17 protein-coding genes are annotated in these 18,385 nt (G+C 65.0%); 11 read left to right on the forward strand and 6 right to left on the reverse strand.

Annotation, left to right across the window (positions count from 1 at the left end):
• Positions 1-259 precede the first annotated feature (259 nt).
• On the forward strand, positions 260-1,180 hold the full coding sequence (locus ACOZ4I_RS08865) for a hypothetical protein (RefSeq protein WP_423998644.1): 921 nt from the start codon (positions 260-262) through the stop codon (positions 1,178-1,180).
• 4 nt (positions 1,181-1,184) lie between these two features.
• Here the strand turns inward: ACOZ4I_RS08865 and ACOZ4I_RS08870 are convergent, their stop codons facing one another.
• Entirely contained in the window at positions 1,185-2,396 is a 1,212-nt protein-coding gene (locus tag ACOZ4I_RS08870) for a glycosyltransferase family 2 protein (RefSeq protein ID WP_423998646.1), read from the reverse strand.
• An 828-nt stretch (positions 2,397-3,224) separates the two neighbouring features.
• On the opposite strand from ACOZ4I_RS08870, the gene ACOZ4I_RS08875 reads away from it, so the two are divergent.
• From ACOZ4I_RS08875 to ACOZ4I_RS08885, 3 genes are all read left to right on the forward strand, one after another.
• Entirely contained in the window at positions 3,225-3,422 is a 198-nt protein-coding gene (locus ACOZ4I_RS08875) for a hypothetical protein (RefSeq protein WP_423998648.1), read from the forward strand.
• A gap of 69 nt (positions 3,423-3,491) precedes the next feature.
• Positions 3,492-4,331 (forward strand): inositol monophosphatase family protein, encoded by an 840-nt coding sequence (locus ACOZ4I_RS08880; protein ID WP_423998650.1) that lies wholly within the window; start codon positions 3,492-3,494, stop codon positions 4,329-4,331.
• Between the two features lie 114 nt (positions 4,332-4,445).
• Entirely contained in the window at positions 4,446-5,594 is a 1,149-nt protein-coding gene (locus ACOZ4I_RS08885) for a DUF63 family protein (RefSeq protein ID WP_423998652.1), read from the forward strand.
• 22 nt (positions 5,595-5,616) lie between these two features.
• On the opposite strand, the gene ACOZ4I_RS08890 is transcribed toward ACOZ4I_RS08885, so the two are convergent.
• The 3 genes from ACOZ4I_RS08890 to ACOZ4I_RS08900 form a co-directional block, all read right to left on the reverse strand.
• Entirely contained in the window at positions 5,617-7,326 is a 1,710-nt protein-coding gene (locus ACOZ4I_RS08890) for a YcaO-like family protein (RefSeq protein WP_423998654.1), read from the reverse strand.
• 31 nt (positions 7,327-7,357) lie between these two features.
• Positions 7,358-8,176, reverse strand: a complete 819-nt coding sequence (gene tbsP / locus ACOZ4I_RS08895; protein WP_423998656.1) for a transcriptional regulator TbsP — start codon at positions 8,174-8,176, stop codon at positions 7,358-7,360.
• 209 nt (positions 8,177-8,385) lie between these two features.
• The gene (locus ACOZ4I_RS08900; RefSeq protein WP_423998658.1) at positions 8,386-10,464 is read right to left on the reverse strand and encodes a hypothetical protein; all 2,079 of its coding nucleotides are present in this window, start codon (positions 10,462-10,464) and stop codon (positions 8,386-8,388) included.
• A gap of 170 nt (positions 10,465-10,634) precedes the next feature.
• On the opposite strand from ACOZ4I_RS08900, the gene glyA reads away from it, so the two are divergent.
• Positions 10,635-11,882, forward strand: coding sequence for a serine hydroxymethyltransferase (gene glyA, locus ACOZ4I_RS08905; RefSeq protein ID WP_423998660.1), 1,248 nt, complete (start codon positions 10,635-10,637; stop codon positions 11,880-11,882).
• Positions 11,883-11,958: 76 nt separating this feature from the next.
• Here glyA and ACOZ4I_RS08910 read toward each other — a convergent pair whose 3' ends face one another.
• Positions 11,959-12,594 carry an IS6 family transposase gene (locus ACOZ4I_RS08910; RefSeq protein ID WP_423998662.1) on the reverse strand — a complete coding sequence of 212 codons (636 nt, stop codon included), beginning with the start codon at positions 12,592-12,594 and terminating at the stop codon, positions 11,959-11,961.
• Positions 12,595-12,864: 270 nt separating this feature from the next.
• On the opposite strand from ACOZ4I_RS08910, the gene cysE reads away from it, so the two are divergent.
• Both cysE and ACOZ4I_RS08920 read left to right on the forward strand, forming a co-directional pair.
• The gene (cysE, locus tag ACOZ4I_RS08915) at positions 12,865-13,419 is read left to right on the forward strand and encodes a serine O-acetyltransferase (protein WP_423998664.1); all 555 of its coding nucleotides are present in this window, start codon (positions 12,865-12,867) and stop codon (positions 13,417-13,419) included.
• A gap of 32 nt (positions 13,420-13,451) precedes the next feature.
• The gene (locus ACOZ4I_RS08920; RefSeq protein ID WP_423998666.1) at positions 13,452-14,063 is read left to right on the forward strand and encodes a DNA-3-methyladenine glycosylase family protein; all 612 of its coding nucleotides are present in this window, start codon (positions 13,452-13,454) and stop codon (positions 14,061-14,063) included.
• Between the two features lie 25 nt (positions 14,064-14,088).
• On the opposite strand, the gene ACOZ4I_RS08925 is transcribed toward ACOZ4I_RS08920, so the two are convergent.
• On the reverse strand, positions 14,089-15,441 hold the full coding sequence (locus tag ACOZ4I_RS08925) for a RimK family alpha-L-glutamate ligase (RefSeq protein ID WP_423998668.1): 1,353 nt from the start codon (positions 15,439-15,441) through the stop codon (positions 14,089-14,091).
• 140 nt (positions 15,442-15,581) lie between these two features.
• Here ACOZ4I_RS08925 and ACOZ4I_RS08930 point away from each other — a divergent pair, with 140 nt between their 5' ends.
• The 4 genes from ACOZ4I_RS08930 (at position 15,582) to ACOZ4I_RS08945 (ending at position 18,354) form a co-directional block, all read left to right on the forward strand.
• Positions 15,582-16,622 carry a succinylglutamate desuccinylase/aspartoacylase family protein gene (locus ACOZ4I_RS08930; RefSeq protein WP_423998670.1) on the forward strand — a complete coding sequence of 347 codons (1,041 nt, stop codon included), beginning with the start codon at positions 15,582-15,584 and terminating at the stop codon, positions 16,620-16,622.
• A gap of 80 nt (positions 16,623-16,702) precedes the next feature.
• Entirely contained in the window at positions 16,703-17,098 is a 396-nt protein-coding gene (gene sdhC / locus ACOZ4I_RS08935) for a succinate dehydrogenase, cytochrome b556 subunit (protein ID WP_423998672.1), read from the forward strand.
• Positions 17,098-17,463 (forward strand): succinate dehydrogenase hydrophobic membrane anchor subunit, encoded by a 366-nt coding sequence (locus tag ACOZ4I_RS08940; RefSeq protein ID WP_423998674.1) that lies wholly within the window; start codon positions 17,098-17,100, stop codon positions 17,461-17,463. The genes sdhC and ACOZ4I_RS08940 overlap by 1 nt, the downstream gene beginning before the upstream one ends.
• Positions 17,464-17,466: 3 nt before the next feature.
• Positions 17,467-18,354, forward strand: coding sequence for a succinate dehydrogenase/fumarate reductase iron-sulfur subunit (locus ACOZ4I_RS08945; RefSeq protein WP_423998676.1), 888 nt, complete (start codon positions 17,467-17,469; stop codon positions 18,352-18,354).
• The last annotated feature ends 31 nt before the right edge of the window (positions 18,355-18,385 follow it).

The raw sequence follows: 18,385 nt of genomic DNA on the forward strand, positions 1-18,385 counted from the left end.
ATTCCGACGAGATGACAGCTTGGCCGTAATCCGAACCTGAGTGTCGAATTCAATATCGATAATTTGTGGGCCAAGTATTTGTTCGGGAATTGGTGAACAGTAGGCAGTTCAAATGCCGGATAGGGCCACATTACCAGACGCGGTGGTTTCCATTACCAAATCTATTATCGGAATCGGTAGCAGTAATTGGAGGCTACCCGATCGAATTCGGTTCCATCACCGGCTGTCTGCGGACGGGCGACGACAGCGCTCGGTCAGGGTGAGCGTGCTCGTCGCACTGCTAGTCGTCGCGGGAACGGGACTGCCGGTGGCGGGCGTCGCGCCCCAGTCGGAGGCCGCGGATGGTGGCGGCGCGGGCTCACCAGACCACGTGATCACTTCCACCGCGGTAAACGACACCGAACGGGAAGCGGTCGACACCGACGGCGACGGTCTCGTCGATGGAGTCGAACGCGAGACGCTGGGAACTGCGCCGAACCGGACCGATACCGATGGTGACGGCTATCCCGACGGCATGGAAGTCCGCTGTACCGACATGCTTCCCGACGCGGACCCGCTTCGGACAGACATTTACGTCGAGGTGGACGCGGCCGGACCGGAGATGCTGAGCGAGGACGTGCGTCGATCTGTCCGAGAGACGTTCGCCCACGCGCCGGTGTCGAACCCGGACGGGTCGACGGGCATCGACATTCACCTCGTCACGAACGATACCGGACTCGCCGCCAACGGGACGGTGTATTCGAGATCCCGCGACGGTCCCGGAAACGACATCTACGACTTCCGCTCGGCCCACTTCGACCACCGGGATGCGGGCTACTACTACGTCCTGCTCGCCGACGACGTGGCCTACGCCGGTGACGATTACTACGTCGGTGCGGGCCGTCCCGGCATCGCCGCACTGGAACCGTTCGACGCCACGCGGATCACCGCGTCGCTGTTCATGCACGAGTTCGGTCACGCCGTCGGACTCGACGCCCATCAGGACGGGATCGACGAGCGCCGCTACTCCACTGACGAGTACGACAGCGTGATGAACTACAACGGTCTGTACACCCAGCTCACGTACTCCGACGGGACCGACAGCGTCGGGCGGGACGAATGGACCTACGTCGCAGAAGACCGATACCGACCCGCGGTCAGTTGCGCGGCGAACGGGACCTGCGCGAGCGTGTGCGCGTGAGGGATTACTCTTTTTGATCCGCGAGCATGCTCATGAAGAACGACCCGAAGACGGTCTGGACGCCAAGGATCACGACCGTCGATGCGAACAGTGTCACCGTCGCCCCGGGAAGTGCCGATTCGCCGGCGACGAGCCAGCCCCCGAACACGCTCGCGAGATACAGGAGCCCCCCGACGGCGACGGCGACGCCGATCGACGCGGCGTGTTCGAGCTGGAAGTGTCGCCTGATCGTGCCGACGAGCGCGCTCGACGGCTCCCGGATCGGGTCGGCGGCGATCGAACTGAACAGCGCTAGCGCCCAGACCTGATAGCCGACGATCGCGAGCAACGACCCGCCGACCATCGTCTGGAGGCCGAAGTTGACGCCGCCGAGCGTCGTCGTCGGAAGCGACAGCCCCATCAGGACCGCGCCCAGGGAGACCAGTAGTAGCGCCGGATAGGAGAACAGGTAATCCGGCGCGTTCACGAGCATGAACCGGACGTGTCGCCACCCGTCTCTGAAACTGTCGAGCGTCTCCTCGCCCTCGCGCTCGTGATAGACGATGGGAACTTCCTCGATGGTGAGATCGTTCGCGCCGGCTTCCATGATCATCTCGCTGGCGAACTCCATGCCCGTCGTCTCTAGCTCTAGCGTTTCGAGCGCGTCTTTGGTGAACACGCGGAAGCCGCTGTGGGCGTCGCTGACGCCCGCGCCGTAGAAAGTGTTCAGGAATCGCGTCAGAAGCGGATTTCCCACGTACTGGTGGAGCGGCGGCATCGAACCGTTCCTGATCTCGCCCTCCAGCCGACTGCCCATACAGATGTCGGCGTCGCCGTTCTGGACGGGTTCGAGGAGGCGCGGGAGCGCTTCGAAGTCGTACGTGGTGTCTGCGTCCCCCATCGCGATGTACTCGCCGCGGGCCCGCTCGAACGCGTAGCGGTAGGCGTAGCCGTACCCCTCTCCGTCGGGTGTGACGACGGTCGCCCCCCGCTCCCGAGCTAAATCCGGTGTGGCGTCGGTAGAACTGTCACTGACGACGATCTCGGTGGGCACGCGCAACTCGTCGACGGCGGTCTTGATCCGGTCGATGCACTCGACGATTCCCTCTTCCTCGTTGAGCGTCGGCATCACGACGCTCAACACCGGTGTGACGTCGCTCTCCGGCGTGACGATGAAGTCGGATTTCGATTCGACAGCGGGTTCCTGGTAGTTCGCTTGATTTGCGTTTATCGTCATTCCCGTTCCAGTGGGGTTCTCTCTTTGCTCCGTGGGACCCCTGGTCGGTCAGTCGTCAGTCTCTCATCCGTGCGGACAGTGTGGGTGTCAGTCATAGATGTTGTGGCAATCCAACGCGACCTCGATGAGTTGCCGATCTCACACGTTGGTCGTCATGTCAATCCAATTTCTCATAAAGCTGTCGGGTAAATATGTGTGTAATTAATCGTGTCATTAGGGCCGGGCTAATGTGTTCGCTAGGTGTCGAGATGGGGAAATGTGGAGACTGGATTATTGGTCCTCAATAGGGTCGAGAAGTGGAATATTGATTTTGACCCGGGTCGTATTGTAAGGCTGCTTTTTATATCAGGCAGAAGCTAGGTCGAACCACGCAACCACATATGGCAAATGTTTTATGCTTATCGGATGCTCGAGTCAATAGATAGCTCTCAGACATATTGCAGAGGACACCGTTGATCGGACTTATCGGTGCTCGCGATCGAACGCGTGGCCGCTGGGGTCGGGTGGAGAGACGGTCGGATTCAGATCGGACGGCGAAGCCAGTCTCTGAGATTGCCCCCTATCGCGTGAGCGCGCGGAAACTTTCGCTTGCTCAATTCGAACAGCGTCTTGACGGTCAACCCGAGGACGAATACGAGCCCAAGAACCACGATGATCGACAGATCTTTTCCCGACCGAAAGATTCCCCGGAGAGACATTATACACGTTCTCATACTGATTGTTGGTAAATTGTTGCGGCCCAATTCTCAGAACCCATAACGGTCTCCCGGACCCACCGACTCTCGGTCCGGGCGTAGATTTATCTCGCTCCGTGTGATATGTATTGACATGGCGACCGACCAGTCTGAGGCGGACCTGCGCGTGCCACCGCTCGAGAACACGGCGTTCTTCTCCATCGAGAACGACGACGGGTACGTCCGAATCGAGCAATCTCTGGGGAATCAGGTCCTGTACACGCCGAGCGAGGCGCGAGACATCGCCGAGGAGATTCTCGATGCCGTCGACGAGGCCGCCGAGACGGACTGACGCCCTCACCGCGCGGGCCGTTTTGCTGGAAGCCGAGGTGGTTTGAACGAGGGACGACCAGCGGCTGACATGACTGATGTGCACCACCGGGCGGCAGTCGCCGAGCGGGCGGCCCGCGCCGGCGGCGTCGTCGCTCGGGAGGGGTTTCGAGGCTCGTTCGCCGTCGAGTCGAAGGCCAACAAGAACGATCTGGTCACGGAACTGGACCGCGACGCCCAGCGACAGGTCGTCGCCACCGTCCGAGCAGAGTTTCCCACCGACGCGTTTCTCTGTGAGGAACCCGTCACGACGCTGGGAGCAGGCGAAAACGACGAGGGAGCGACCGAGGTGGACGACGTGCCCGAGCGTGGCCCGGCCTGGGTCGTCGACCCAATCGACGGGACCGCGAACTACGTCCGTGGGATGCGCCTCTGGGCGACGAGCGTGAGCGCCATCGTCGACGGCGAACCGGTAGCGTCGGCGACGTACGCGCCGTCACAGGGGGACCTCTACGCTGTCGGCCCCGAGAGCGCCACCCGTGACGGGACCGAACTCGCCGTGAGCGACCGGACCGACCCCGAGACGTTCGCGGTGGCACCCGTCGGCTGGTGGGACCGAGACGAGCGCAGCGAGTTCGGACAGCTGTGTTCAGCGATCGCAAAGCGTTTCGGTGACGTTCGCCGTCTCGGGTCGTTCCAGCTGACGCTCGCACACGTCGCCGACGGCGCGCTCGAAGGGCTGATCTGCACCCGACCGATGAACCCCTGGGATACGGTCGCCGGCGTGCAACTGGTCCGTCGGGCCGGCGGGACGGTCACGGACCTCGACGGCGAGCCCTGGAGCCACGACAGCGACGCCATGGTGGCCTCGAACGGCGAGGCGCACGACGCGCTCGTCGCCGCCGGCACCGAGGCCCTCGACGGCGACTGAGGGCGCCCGCGGTCCGTCGGTCGTAACTACCGTCTGTCGGCTTTTCGGGTCGGTTTCGTCCGACGTGCGCACGCGACCGGAACGCTAAAACCGCCAGCCACCGGTCACACGGCCATGGCAACGTACGAGCGAGTCGTCGGTGATTTCGACTCCGGGCAGCTCTGGCTCGGGTCTCTCGTCGCGGTCGTTCTCGTCGGTCTCGGGGCGGTGCTCGCGGCCCCACAACTGGTCTGGAACCGGTTCCTCTGGCACTACTTCTGGGGGCCGGTGTACGCGGACGCGATGGCCGCGAACTGCGCCGTCATGACCTCTGCGGGCCCGGAACCGCTCTACGAGGGCTGTAGTGCCGCGATTCAGGACGGGCGACTGGTCGCCGAACCCGGCTACACCATCGTCTCCGAAGTGGGCTACATGCTCATTCTCGTCTACATGCTCGTCGGCGTCTACCTCCTGCTTGAGCGACTGGAGATCGCCGAGGACCCGAAGCTCTACTTCGCGTTCGTCCCCTTCATGCTGCTCGGCGGCGCGCTGCGCGTCGTCGAGGACGCCACCGACCGCGCGGTCGAAGCCGGGGTCGACCCGCTCGTCGACTACCCGCTATCGTCGCTCATCATCAGCCCCGTCATCTACGGGACGGTGTTCCTGCTCACGCTGCTCGTGCTCGTCGTCTGCGTGAAACTCGACAACGACGGCGTCGTCGACAGCTACTACCGGACGACCGGGGCGGTCGGCACTGTTCTCGTCCTCGTCACCCTGCTGTACCTGACCTTCGTGGCGGTCACCACCGACTACTCGCGACTCTACCCGAGCGTGCTGCTCACGACGGTGGGAATCGCCTCGGCGCTGTCCTACGGCCTCTACCGGCTGTTCGACCAGTACTGGCCGGCGGTCAACGACGGGACCGGTACCATCGGTCTGCTCGTCATCTGGGGCCACGCCATCGACGGCGTCGCGAACGTCCTGCTCGCGGACTGGCTCGACGCGCTCAGCGTCCCGCTCACGTACTACCCGAAACACCCCGCGAACGCGTTCATCATCGCGACGACGGAATCCCTCCAGCCGGCCGCGCTCTCGGCCGCCATCGGCACGTCCTGGCCGTTCCTGGTCGTCAAGCTCGCCGTCGCCTCGCTCGTCGTCTCGCTGTTCAACGAGGAGTTCATCGAGGACAGCCCGCGCTACGCGCTCCTGTTGCTCATCGCCGTGACCGCGGTCGGTCTCGGACCTGGTACGCGCGACATGCTGCGCGCGACGTTCGCCATCTGAACGTCGGACCACCGCCCCGGTGCTACGGGAACGGGTGGTGGTCCCTGTCGAGGCGGGACTCGAAGCCCATATCGCTCGGCACGCGCTCGGCGCGCTCGCCGAAGAACGCTTCGCCGAAGAACAGCGGCTGTGCCGACGGACAGACCACGCGGACGGCCTCGAACCCGAGCTGTTCGAGGTCCCGCGTCGTGAGCCGGGCGCCGTAGGGTGTCAGCCCGGCGTCTGTCGCCCGCTCGCAGAGCGCGTCGAGTTCTGCATCGCCGGACAGCGGTGCGTCGGGACCGAGACTGTCGAGGGGCACCGCCGTCTCGGTGTCAGACAGCGAGGCCGCGACCCCGGGCGATTCCGCGTAGCGGCCGATCGCCCCCTCGGCCTCTTTCGCCCCGTCCGGGCCCATACCGTCGAGTTCCATCCAGTTCTGGAGAGCCTCTTCCAGCGCGCCGACTGCTGCCGCGCCCGGGTCGAGGTCGGCGTCGGTCCCCAGCGCGAACTGCGGCCACGACTCGCGCTCCAGCGCGACGGTGACGACCGGCACGTCAACGTCCTGCGTCAACAGCAGCGGAGTCACGTCCAGCCCCTCCGACTGCGCACGCCGTCGCAGGGTGTCGAAGCGGTCGTGGTCGTCGACGGCCACCCGGAGCGGGTCGAACGTGGAGTACCACGACAGCATCGCGGCGTCGCGCTCGATGACCTCGTACAGCCCGGTCAACAGCGCCTCGGTGACGGTGTTGCCGAGGCCGAGGCCGGTCGTCGTCGCCGTCCTGACCGCGTTCGACGGCGGCGGGTACAGCACCGTCTCCGCCGGCAGGGCCCGTTCCTCGCCGGTCACGAGGTTCTCGGCTCGAATCCACGGAATCTCCGTCTCGTCGTCCCACCCGGACTCGGCCCGCACGAACGCGCTCGGTTCTACGGCGTCAGACCGGGAGTCCACCGTCCCGCTCGGGAGGTCGTCGAGGCGGTAGACGCCGGCCGCGTACCGCTCGTAGCTCTCGCCGAGCGCCTTCATGAACGCGGTGTCCCAGTCCACCGCGACGCCGGCGGCCTGTCTCGGTGCGGTCACGTCGCTGAAGCCGGCGGTGTCGGAGAGCGTCGAGAGGTAGTACGGTGCCGGGAACGAGCGGGCCTCCCCCACTTGCTCGACGATTCCCACCCGGTCGTCGAGACCGATTTCGGCCCGGGAGAGCGCCTCGCTGTCGTGTGCCGTCTGGTGTCCAGCGTCCAGTCGGCGCTCCGGCGAGTCACCGCAGTCACACCCAGGGACGGGGAGGAACCGCCGCTCCGTGTGCGGGAGTTCGACGACGGTTCCAAACAGCGCCCGCTCGCCGTCGAAAAACTGCGTCAGGAGCCGTCCGGCGAGCGCGCCGGCGAAGCGCTGGGTGATGGCCGACGGTGCTTCCGTGGGCGACTCGGATCCATCGACCGTCGCTTCCACACGTTTCCGGAGACAGTCGAAACAGCCGGTCTCCGGGCCGAATGCGCTGATCGCTGCATCGGTTACAGGAACGCCGCCGACGCCGCCCAGTTCGACGGCGACCCACGGCGTCCCGCCGTCGCGCGCACGGTCGGACGCTGTCGAGAAGGTCGCCGCGCCGACGGTGTCGACGGCGACGGACAGGTCTGCAGGCGATTCAGTTGGTGTCGAACTCCGCGTCAGTGCAACGTCGGTTTCGGCGAGAAATTCGGTGAGTGAGTCGACTGCCGGCCCACTCCCGACGACCTCGACAGTTGGCATGCCGAAGGCCTCGGCGTGAACGGGGAAAAACCTATGCGGCGAGCATCGACTGGGCGACGGTCGCCAGCTCGTCCGGCTCGGCCTCCTTGAGGCGCTCGTCGCCGAGCATCAGGCGCAGGCGCGGTCGGCCCACGTCGATGGGGACCTTCTCGGTGTCGATGAGGTTCATGTCCTCGAGCTTCGTCTTCGTCCGCGAGAAGGTAGCTTTGCTGGCGAGTCCGACGTCCTCGCCCCACTTGCTGATGTCGTACAGCAGTTCGCCGTTGCGGGCCGCGACCAGCAGGCTGATGGTGACCTCGTCCAGCCCGTCGCCGTCGCCGCGGGCCGTCGACAGCGAACTCAGTACGTCGTCGAAGTCGTCGGCGGTCTCCTGGCCGATGTCGGCTTCGAGCGTGCTGCGGACGCGGTTGAGCGGGGGCGTCCGAAGCGAGTACTCGTCGGCGTCCGCCCAGGTCGATTCGTAGTAGTCGTAGGCGGTGTCGACGAAGTCACCGTCGTCGGTCCCGAGACCGCCGACCGCGTCGTTGATCGTGACGAGCGCGTACACTGCGTCCGGTGTCACCGCGACGGAGTGGTTCGGCACCGTATCGAGCAGTCGCATCTCGAGCCTGTCTTCGTCGATGAGGTCGGCCGCGGTGCTGGCGACGAGGAAGTCGTCCATGACGTCCTTCAGCGCACGCTCGTCGGCGAGCAGTCGAACCGCCGGGGCGTCGGCGTCCGCGTCGAGCGTCGAAACGAGTTCGGCGACGCTCTGACGGGACGGATTGACGACGTACACCGGCTCGGTCGTCGACTCGAACACTGCCCCGAGCATGGAGCCGACGTCGTCTTGCAGGAGATTTGAAGTCATTATCTTCTGCCAGTATATAGCGCATTAATATATTTAATTTTACCGGCCGATTTGTGTTGATTTCTCGTCCCACGGCGCAACACCCACGAAATATTCGCGATAAAAATATCGATATAGGCGATTGAGCAGAACTCGATGTCGCGGCTGGAACTGTGCCTCGCTGGCGGTCGCTGTGGCTCCTTGCTCTGTGTTGAAAGCGCCCTGGCCGTTTAGAACCCGCTCTGAAGCCGCGCCGCCAGGTCGTCGGACCAGTGGAACTCGCCGTCGTAGATGACCGGCAGCGACGTCCCGGACAGCGCGGCGGCCAGTTCGTCCCGCTCGAGCGTGTGGGTCGTCTGCTCACCGTTCAGCACCGCGCCGTCGCCGAACGGAAGTCGGTAGCTCTCGCCCGGGCGTTCGGGCGAGACGACCGTGCAGTCGAGGTCGAAGCCCGACTCTGACTCCGACAGCCAGACCACCGCGGGCTGGTCCGGGCACGGGATGATCGAGTACGTCCCGTCCCCGACGACGGCGTAGTCCTTGCACATCATGATCCTGCGGCGGGCGAGTTCGAGCGCGCGCTGGATGCTGAAACCGTTGCACAGCAGGCGTGCGAACGCGGTCCCGACCAGCGCGGCGTGTTTGTCGAGCACGTCGGTGAACGTCACCGCGCCGGCGACGGCGCCCTGCTCGACGAGGTCGAGCCCCTGTTGATAGGAGCCACAGGCGTTCAAAAAGAAGGTCTGGGTACCCGTCCCCTCCAGCGACGACAGCGGCAGGTTGCCGTCGGGGCAGCGCAGTCCCGCGTCGTCGCAGTGGCCGATGAAGTGAACGAAGTCGGTCTGTCGCTCGAACGTGTCGGCCAGTTCGGCGACCGATAGCCGCTCGCTCACGCGGACGTCCATCGGAAGGTCGGCGGCCCGGTAGATCTCCGTCACTTCGGTGTGTTCGTCGGCCATCTCCTCGTCGTTGAGCACGACCGCGACGGTCGGCTCGCTATCGCATCGGCACTCGAACCGGTAGCGGTTCAGGTAGGCCTCCGGCGTCGTTTTGCAGGCGTCGATGGGGTTTCCGGGCGCGAGCCAGGCGTGTAGCTGCCCCTCTCGAAGGGTCGGTTCGATCATGGACGGCCGCTCTGCCGACCCCCGACACAGGTACGAGTCCGCGAGCGTCTTATCGAGGAGGTCGCTCAGATCGAGTTCGGAGCCGTCGGGCAGGTAGACCAGACTGAGTCGCTCCAGCAGGAAGGGGAGACACCGTACTCGATCCGCCCGCGGCTCGACGTAGGTCGAGAGCGGCCACTCGGGCAGGATGCTGTTCACCGCGTCGTCCGAGACGGCGACGTACCGTTCGAGCCGCTCCGCGGGAGACAGCGAGCAGATCGCGTCAGCATCGAGGGAGAGGGCGGCTGTGATCCGGTCTCCGTTCTGGTCCGGGTCGATGCGCCTGACCTGGCAGTCCAGGTAGAACACCTTCCGGAGTAGTCGTGCTACGGCACACTGCAGCGAGGAACACTCGCCGAGCGAGACCGACACGTCGGTCCCCTCGGCAGTCAGCAGTGCCGAGTCACGCGGCTCGACGGTGACCGCCGCACCGAGGTAGTACGCGAGCGGGGCGGTGACGAGCACGTCGGCGACGCGCTCCGGGACGCGGAGACGGATCCCGGTTTCGGGCCGACACTCCCGCACGGCGTCGGGGATCTGTACGGGTTCCCCCGTCGTGACCAGCGGCGGATGCCCCCGGAACTCCGGGTGTGACCGCGACGGCGACATCGTGTGGAACGCACTGCTCATGTTCGTGACCGCGGTCGCGAGTCCCGCGGGCGTTTCGGGGACTTGTATCTGCGGACGGGACTCGCTGGAAACCGGCATGAACCCGAGCGTGACGGCCGTCCAGTCGTCGAAGGCGAGAACCGTGGTGGTACCCAGCGAACGAACGTAGGCGGGACCGTCGAAGCGGAGATGGATACGAATCTCGTCGGCGTCGGCGAACGGCGCCGCTCGATCGGTCACCGCTGTGGGTGCCTGCATCGTCAGGAGAAAGGTCCCTTCCGGTAGTTCTGACGGTGTGCCCCGGTACGGCTCTGCATCCAGCCGGGACACCGTCGGCTCCACCGCCGGCAGCGCGATCTCGGTGACCGTTCCCCGGTAACACTCGTCGACCGGACGCGGTAGCTGTTCGGTCCCGACGGACACGCTCTTGTGCAACTGTCGTACCAGCGCGGCCGGGTCGACTTCGCTTCCGTCCCACTCTGTCGTCGAATCGGCGTCCGCGTCGACCCCCACGCCTGACACCCCCCAGGCGACCATACACTGACATGTGTGTCCTTATTCAATAAATACATATGGGTACCATCAATTGACATGTGAATACGAATTACTAACGTTCAAACTTCTGACCCGTTCCGCCACGTGCCAGTCAACCGCACGCCCGCGGCAAGAGGGGTAGATTATTGTCCGCCGGGTTCCGAGGCGCACACATGACCTACGAGACTGTACGGGAGTCCGACCCGGCAGTAGCCGATGCGCTCGAAGACGAGCGGACACGACAGAACGAGACGCTGGCGATGATCGCCAGCGAGAACCACGTCAGCGAGGCCGTCATGGAGGCCCAGAGCTCCGAGCTGACGAACAAGTACGCCGAGGGCTACCCCGGCGAGCGCTACTACGGCGGCTGTGAGTACGCCGACGAGGTCGAGGAAATTGCCATCGACCGCGCGAAGGAACTGTGGGGCGCCGACCACGTCAACGTCCAGCCACACTCCGGTTCCCAGGCCAACATGGGCGTCTACCTCGCCATGCTCGAACCCGGAGACAAGATCCTCTCGCTGGACCTGACCCACGGCGGCCACCTCAGCCACGGTCACCCGGCGAACTTCGCCGGCCAGGTGTACGAGGTCGAGCAGTACGAGGTCGACGACGAGACTGGCTACATCGACTACGAGCAACTGCGCGAGACGGCCGCGGAGTTCGAGCCCGACATCATCGTCTCGGGCTACTCCGCGTACCCGCGCGAGATCGAGTGGGAGACCATTCAGGACGCTGCCGACGCCGTCGACGCCTACCACCTCGCCGACATCGCCCACATCACCGGCCTCGTCGCCGCCGGCGTCCACTCCTCGCCGGTCGGCATCGCCGACTTCGTCACCGGTTCGACACACAAGACTATCCGCGCCGGCCGCGGCGGCATCATCATGTGCGACGAGGAGTACGCCGACGACATCGACGCTGCCGTCTTCCCCGGTTCCCAGGGCGGCCCCCTGATGCACAACGTCGCCGGCAAGGCCGTCGGCTTCGGCGAGGCGCTCGCCCCTGAGTTCGAGCAGTACGCCCAGCAGACCGTCGACAACGCTCGTGCGCTCGGCGACCGCCTGCAGGAACACGGCCTCGACCTCGTCTCGGACGGTACGGACAACCACCTCGTCCTCATCGACCTCCGCCCCTCCCATCCCGACACCACGGGCAAGGACGTCGAGGCGGCGCTCGAAGAAGCCGGCATCGTCCTCAACGCGAACACCGTCCCCGGCGAGACGCGCTCGGCGTTCAATCCCTCGGGCATCCGAGCGGGCACGCCCGGGCTCACGACCCGCGGCTTCGACGAGGCGGCCTGCGAGGAGATCGCGGACCTCATCTACGAGATCGTCGACGCGCCCCACGACGACTCGGTCATCGCCGAGGTCAGCGACCGCGTGGACGAACTGACCGACGAGTACCCGCTGTACGACTAAGCGCCTGATCCCGCTCGCAGTTCCGTTCTCTGTTGGCGCATCACTTTCGGCCGTCGGTAGCGGTCAGCGGTAGTGTTTAGTTTGGAGCATTGTACCAGCGAGCGAAACTCTGCAACCAATTTTCGGCTGTTTCCGGTTCGACGTGGCTGAAGCAGTTCGAAAACGACGAGGTTCGACGCTTCAGCTCTCGAAAAATCCGTTCGACAGCGTTCCGATTTCCGTGGCGACACATCTGAAATCGGAGTCCAGCTCGTTGAAGTGCAGTTTGGAGGTGTTGAGCGCCATCAACGAGAAAAATGGCAGTTTCGATATCGTGTTTTTGCCGAAGTTCGCGCAAGAAAATTTCCGTGAGAGTAATCGTAGTCGTCGCAAACAACCGGACGTGAAGCAGTTCGTTCGTTTCTGGATCGGCAGCGGCGTACAGCCAGAATTGCTGGTCGTTGATGCGAATCACCGTTTCGTCGAGCGCAATCTGATTCGGAGATTTACCGGATTTGGGCTGTAGATCGGCTTTCTGCACCCAATCGTGGATGGCTTTTCGACTTCGATTGACACCCAAATCTTCGAGTAATTCGACGGTATTTGACAGCGAGAGTCCCGCAACATGCGATTGAATACCCAGCGCCATCGCCGACTCGGGTGTCCGCTCGCGCTCCACAAAATCCAAATCAATCCAGTCTCTATTCCCGCTGAGGCGGCTGATTTCTGGCATAGGCACCAAGAAATCCGTCCGCCTCACTTTTCACGCTTAACTAAACACCGCCGACTAGTCGATCCGTGCATTTAAGCCGCTGAACGTGCAAAGTCCGATACTCATGGGCGACCGAAATTCGCGTCGCGCAGTTCGCCCGTCCCGGACCGTTATCAGCCGCAGCTTCACTCGCCAGTGCTGTCGGTGTCGCTGTTGATGGCCAGTCTCCGGTGTTCCGGACCGACCGCTCGTATCACGCGCTGATTACCCGACTCCAGAATCCACACTCCGATGTTCGACAGACTGAACGACGACGTTCGCACAGCACTGGCGAAAGACCCCGCCGCGACGAGCGCCCTCGAAGTGGTGCTCACCTATCCCGGCCTGCACGCGATCTGGGCCTACCGGGTCGCCCACTGGCTCTGGGAGCGCGACGCGACGCTGCTCGCGCGCCTCCTCTCGCATCTCACTCGCTTTCTCACCGGCGTCGAGATCCACCCGGCCGCCGAGATCGGCGAGCGCTTCTTCATCGACCACGGCATGGGCGTCGTCATCGGCGAGACCGCCGAGATCGGCGACGACGTGCTGCTGTACCACGGCGTCACGCTCGGCGGCGCGTCGATGCGCCGGGAGAAGCGCCACCCGACGCTCGAAGACGGTGTCACCGTCGGTGCCGGCGCGTCGCTCGTGGGCCCGATCACGGTCGGGGAGAAGGCCGCCGTCGGGGCCGGTGCCGTCGTCGTCGACGACGTGGCCCCCGAGACGACCGTCGTCGGTAACCCGGCCGAACCGGCCGACGAGGCGGTCGGTTCCGAGCGCCCCGATCCGATCATCGCCGACGGCTAGGTTCTTCTGGCTCGCGGCCCTTCCCCCGACAGATGAGCGACTCGCCACACGACGCGCTCAGGACCGACCCCGACCTCGGCCCGCTCGTCGAGGCGCACGGCGAACTGACGCTCGACCCCGCCGAAGACCTCTTCGAGCGCCTCGTCGTCGCCATCCTCAGACAGCAGGTGTCGATGGCGTCGGCCGCCGCGACGCGCGAGCGACTGTTCGACGCCGTCACGGTCACGCCGGACGGCATCCGCGCGGCCGACGACGAGGTGCTTCGCGATGCCGGGCTCTCCCGGCAGAAGACGCGCTACGTCAACGCGGTCGCCGACGCCTTCCTCGAACACGGCTACTCGCTCGCACACTTCGCGGACCACACCGACGACGAGATCCGCGAGGCGCTGACCGACATCACGGGCGTCGGCGACTGGACGGCCGATATGCTGCTCATGTTCGCCTTCGGCCGCGAGGACGTGTTCCCGGTCGGCGACCTGGGCATCCGCAAGGGGTTCGAGACCGTGGTCGGCGAGGGCTACGACCGGGCGGAGATGACCGACTACGCCGAGCGCTGGTCGCCGTACCGGAGCTACGCGAGCCTGTACCTGTGGCGGGCGGACGAAGACATCGCCGACAGCGTCGACGAAGTCAGCGAGGACTGAGCGGAGCGGCGGTCCAACCGGCGGATTACTCCTCGGCCTGTTCCTCTTCCTCGGCGTCGAGTTCGTGTTCCTCGTCGGCGCGGCGGTTCACGTCGACCTGGTAGTGCTTGAGGATGTCCCGACCGAGCAAGAGCGGGTAGTCCATGTGCGAGCGGTCCTCGACGCTCGCGGTGACTGTGTGTTGAGTCCCGCCGACGCCGACCACGAGGTCGACGACCGGGCGCGATCGGCCGGACTTGACGCTGCCGGACTTGATGGTGACGATGTCCAGAATCGGCCCCGTGCCGATCTCGGCGGCGAGCTTGGCGTCGATGCTGGTCCGCGTCGCGCCGGTGTCGGACTTCGCAAGCACCGTCTTGGTCCCCTGCGTGCCGGTGACGAGGACCTCTTCGATGTAACCGACGGTGACGTTCTCCGGCGTTTCCGGGCTCTTTTGCTTCGGCGTACAGGCCGGCCGCGAGTCGTCGAGGCGGTCGGATAAGCGTTCGACCTCCTCGTCGTCGACGCTGCCGCCAGCGCGCTCGATGGCGAGTTGGGCGATGTGTGGGGCGGGGCTGACGCCGCTGGCCTTGAACAGGCCGCGGAATCCGGCGGTTGGGTTGACTTCGAGGACGTAGTAGCCGTCGTCGCTCTGGACGATATCGACGCCGGCGTAGTCGAGTCCGACGGCCTCGACCGAGTCGAGCGCGATTTCCCGAACACGCTTGGGGAGCCGGCCCGTCATATCTTCGACCTCGCCGCCGAGGGCCACGTTGGTCCGCCACTCGCCCTCGGGTGCGTAGCGGTTCATCGCCCCGACGATCTCGTCGCCGACGACGTACACGCGGAGGTCGTGGTGTCGCTTCGAGTCGTGTTCCATGAATTCCTGGAGGAACGCGTGGCGGCCGCCGACCTGTGCGTTGACGGAGTTCTCGGTGTCGACCATCCACGTGCCGCCGCCGTGGGTCCCGATGGCGGTCTTGTACACCGCGCGCTCGCCGAAGCGCTCGCGGCGCTCGTTGAGCTGGTCGTTCGAGAGCGCCAGGACGGCGTCGGGGACCGGTACATTGGCCTCGGCCAGGGCGGCGGCGCTCGCGAACTTGTGCAGCGCCGTCGTCGCGGCCATCGGCTCGTTCAGCATCGGTTCGAGCCGGTTCATCGTCATCGCCAGCCCGATTCCCTCGGCCGGGTGCTCGTCGCTGGACAGGAGGAGGCGGTTCGCGACCACGTCGACCTCGGGTTCGAGTCGCATGTCTCCGTCTTCGACGGTGATAGCCGTGTTCTCGGTTCTGAGCCACTCCGTGCCGTAGCCCATCTCGTCGACTGCGTTCAGGATGGCCTTCGACTCCTTGCTGGAGTGGAGGCTCAGGACGCCGACGGTGATGTCTTCGTTGCTCATGCAGTCGGGTTCAGGCGGCCGGCTAAAAGAGGTAGGGATGTGTCTCGCGTGTGCGAAGCAGTCGCGACCGTGCGTCGACACGCCGTGGTGGAGGTCCCGGTCCCGGAGGGGTTTTACCTCCCGACCGCACTTGTCGGGGCATGGAGGAGGCCGAGCCGTTCACGTTCGACGGCGGACGCGTCGATCCCGGGGAGACGCGGAACGTCCGCTACACCGTCAGCGAGACGTATCTGGGCGACGCCATCCGCATCCCGGTCACGATCGTCAACGGGGAGCGCCCGGGGCCGACCGTGTTCCTCACGGCGGCCGCACACGGCGACGAACTGAACGGCATCGAAGTGGTCCGCGAGGTCGCCCACGAGTGGGACCACGAGGGGCTGGCCGGGACGCTGGTCTGCCTGCCGGTGTTGAACATCCCGGCGTTCATGGCACAGGAACGGTACCTGCCGATCTACGACCGCGACCTGAACCGGTCGTTCCCGGGCGACCCGGACTCCACGAGCGCGAAGCGGATGGCCCACCAGATCTTCCGGAACTTCCTCGCGCCGTGTGACATCGGACTTGACTTCCACACGTCGACGCGCGGGCGAACGAACATGATCCACGCCCGGGCCGACATGGAGGACCCCGAGGTGGCCCGCGTCGCCAACGCCTTCGCGACGAACGTCATCATCTCCTCGGAGGGGCCGTCCGGGTCCCTCCGGCGGGAAGCGAGCCTCGCGGGCGTCCCGACGATCACCATCGAGATGGGCGAGGCACACCGGTTCCAGCGCCCGCTCATCGACTCGGCGCTCGACAGCGTCCGGTCGGTCCTCGCGGAGTTCGGCCTCCGGGACTCGGACACCGTCAAGTGGCCCGGGTGGCGGACCGTCATCTCTGACAACGACGAGAAGACCTGGATCCGCGCTGACTCCGGCGGACTGGTCGACATGCACTACGAGCGCGGCGACCTCGTCTACGAAGACGACGTGATCTGCACCATCACGAACCCGTTCAAGACCGACAACACGCTGATGCGAGCGCCCTTTACCGGCCTGCTCGTGGGCGTGCTCGAAAACCCGCTTGTGTACCCGGGCAACCCGCTCTGTCACCTCGTTCGACTCGACGACCGGACCCAGCGCGCGATCGAGTGGAACCGGCGCTCGGAGACGACGATTGGGGACGACGGAACAGTCAATTGACGAAGGTCTTCGGCCGCCTTGCCGGTGATTCCCGTCCGTTGTAGAAACTACTATCTGTTATCGCGCTAAGCCCCCAATGTATGAGTCAGTCTTACAACCGCGGCACCGTCGAGGATTTCGGACGGTGGCGAGACTTCTCGGCCGGGATGTGGGCCTGGATCTTCCACAAGTTCACCGGCTGGGTGCTCGTGGGGTATCTTTTCACCCACATCGCCGTGTTGAGCACGGCGCTCAGCGGCGACGACCTCTACACCAGCACGATTAGCGGGCTCGAAGCCCTGCTGATCGTCCGGTTCCTCGAGGTCGGCCTGCTGGCCGTCGCCGTCTTCCACATCCTCAACGGGATCAGACTCCTGATGGTGGACCTGGGGGTCGGACTCGAATCGCAGGACAAGAGCTTCTACGCGTCGCTGCTGCTCACGGGTGCGATCGTCGTCGCGAGCGTGCCGACGTTCCTCGGGGGGGCACTCGTCTAATGGCCGAGCACTACTCCTCGTTCGAGCGCGGCGGTCGCCGCTGGCTCTTCCAGCGGCTGACGGCGGTGTTCCTCATCGGCGTCCTCGCGTTCCACTTCATGCTGTTGCACTTCGTGAACCACGCCGCCGACATCACGTTCATGGGGACGCAGGCCCGGATGAGCCAGGTGGGCTACTTCGCGACGATGTGGCTCTTCCTCGTCACCGCGACGTTCCACGGCGTCAACGGCGTCTACAACGCACTGGTCAATCAGGGCCTCACCGGGTCCCGGAAGAACGCGGTCAAATACCTGCTCGTCGCCGCCGGCGTCCTGCTGGTCCTCCAGGGGACGCGGGTGTCGCTGGCCATGACGAACCTCGTCTGAACAATGAGCACGCAAATCGAACAACAGGAAACCGAGACGGAAGCCGACGAAGAGACGGAGCCCGAGGTCGAGTCACCGGGCGATCGTCGGCGCGCACAGAAACGCGAACGCCAGGCGATCGAGGAGGCCCAGCGCGAGACCGAAGAAGCGACCCTCGACGACGAGGACACGATCACGCTGAAGGTATTCCGCTACGACCCCGAGGTCGAGGGCAAGCAGGAACCGCGCTTCGACGACTTCCGCGTCCCCTTCCACAAGGGGATGACCGTCCTCGACGCGCTCATCTACGCGCGGGACCACTACGACTCGTCGCTGACCTTCCGGCACTCCTGCCGGCAGGCCGTCTGTGGCTCGGACGCCCTGTTCGTCAACGGCAGGCAGCGACTGGGCTGTAAGACCCAGATGTCGGATCTGGACGACCCGGTCCGCATCGAACCGCTCCCCCACCAGGAGGTCGTCAAGGACCTCGTCGTGGACATGGAGCACTTCTACGACCAGATGGAGGCCGTCGAGCCGTACTTCGACGCCGACGAGACCCCGGACGACAAGCTCGAAGAGCAGCGCCAGACCCGCGAGAACCGCGAGAAGGTCAAGATGTCAACGCGGTGTATCTGGTGTGGCGCGTGTATGTCCTCGTGTAACATCGCCGCCGGCGACAACGAGTACCTCGGCCCGGCCGCGATCAACAAGGCCTACCGCTTCGCCATGGACGAGCGCGAGGGCGACGAGCGCAAGCAGGAACGCCTGCGCATCATCGAACAGGAACACGGTGTCTGGCGTTGCCAGACCCAGTTCTCCTGTACCGAGGTCTGTCCGAAAGACATCCCGCTGACCGAGCACATCCAGGAGCTCAAGCGGGAAGCCGTGAAGAACAATCTGAAGTTCTGGTAGCGACCGACGCCGTTACTGTCCCTCGTCGCTG

The sequence above is a fragment of the Haloarcula salina genome, from assembly GCF_049603855.1.
GTDB classification, from domain to species: domain Archaea; phylum Halobacteriota; class Halobacteria; order Halobacteriales; family Haloarculaceae; genus Haloarcula; species Haloarcula salina_A.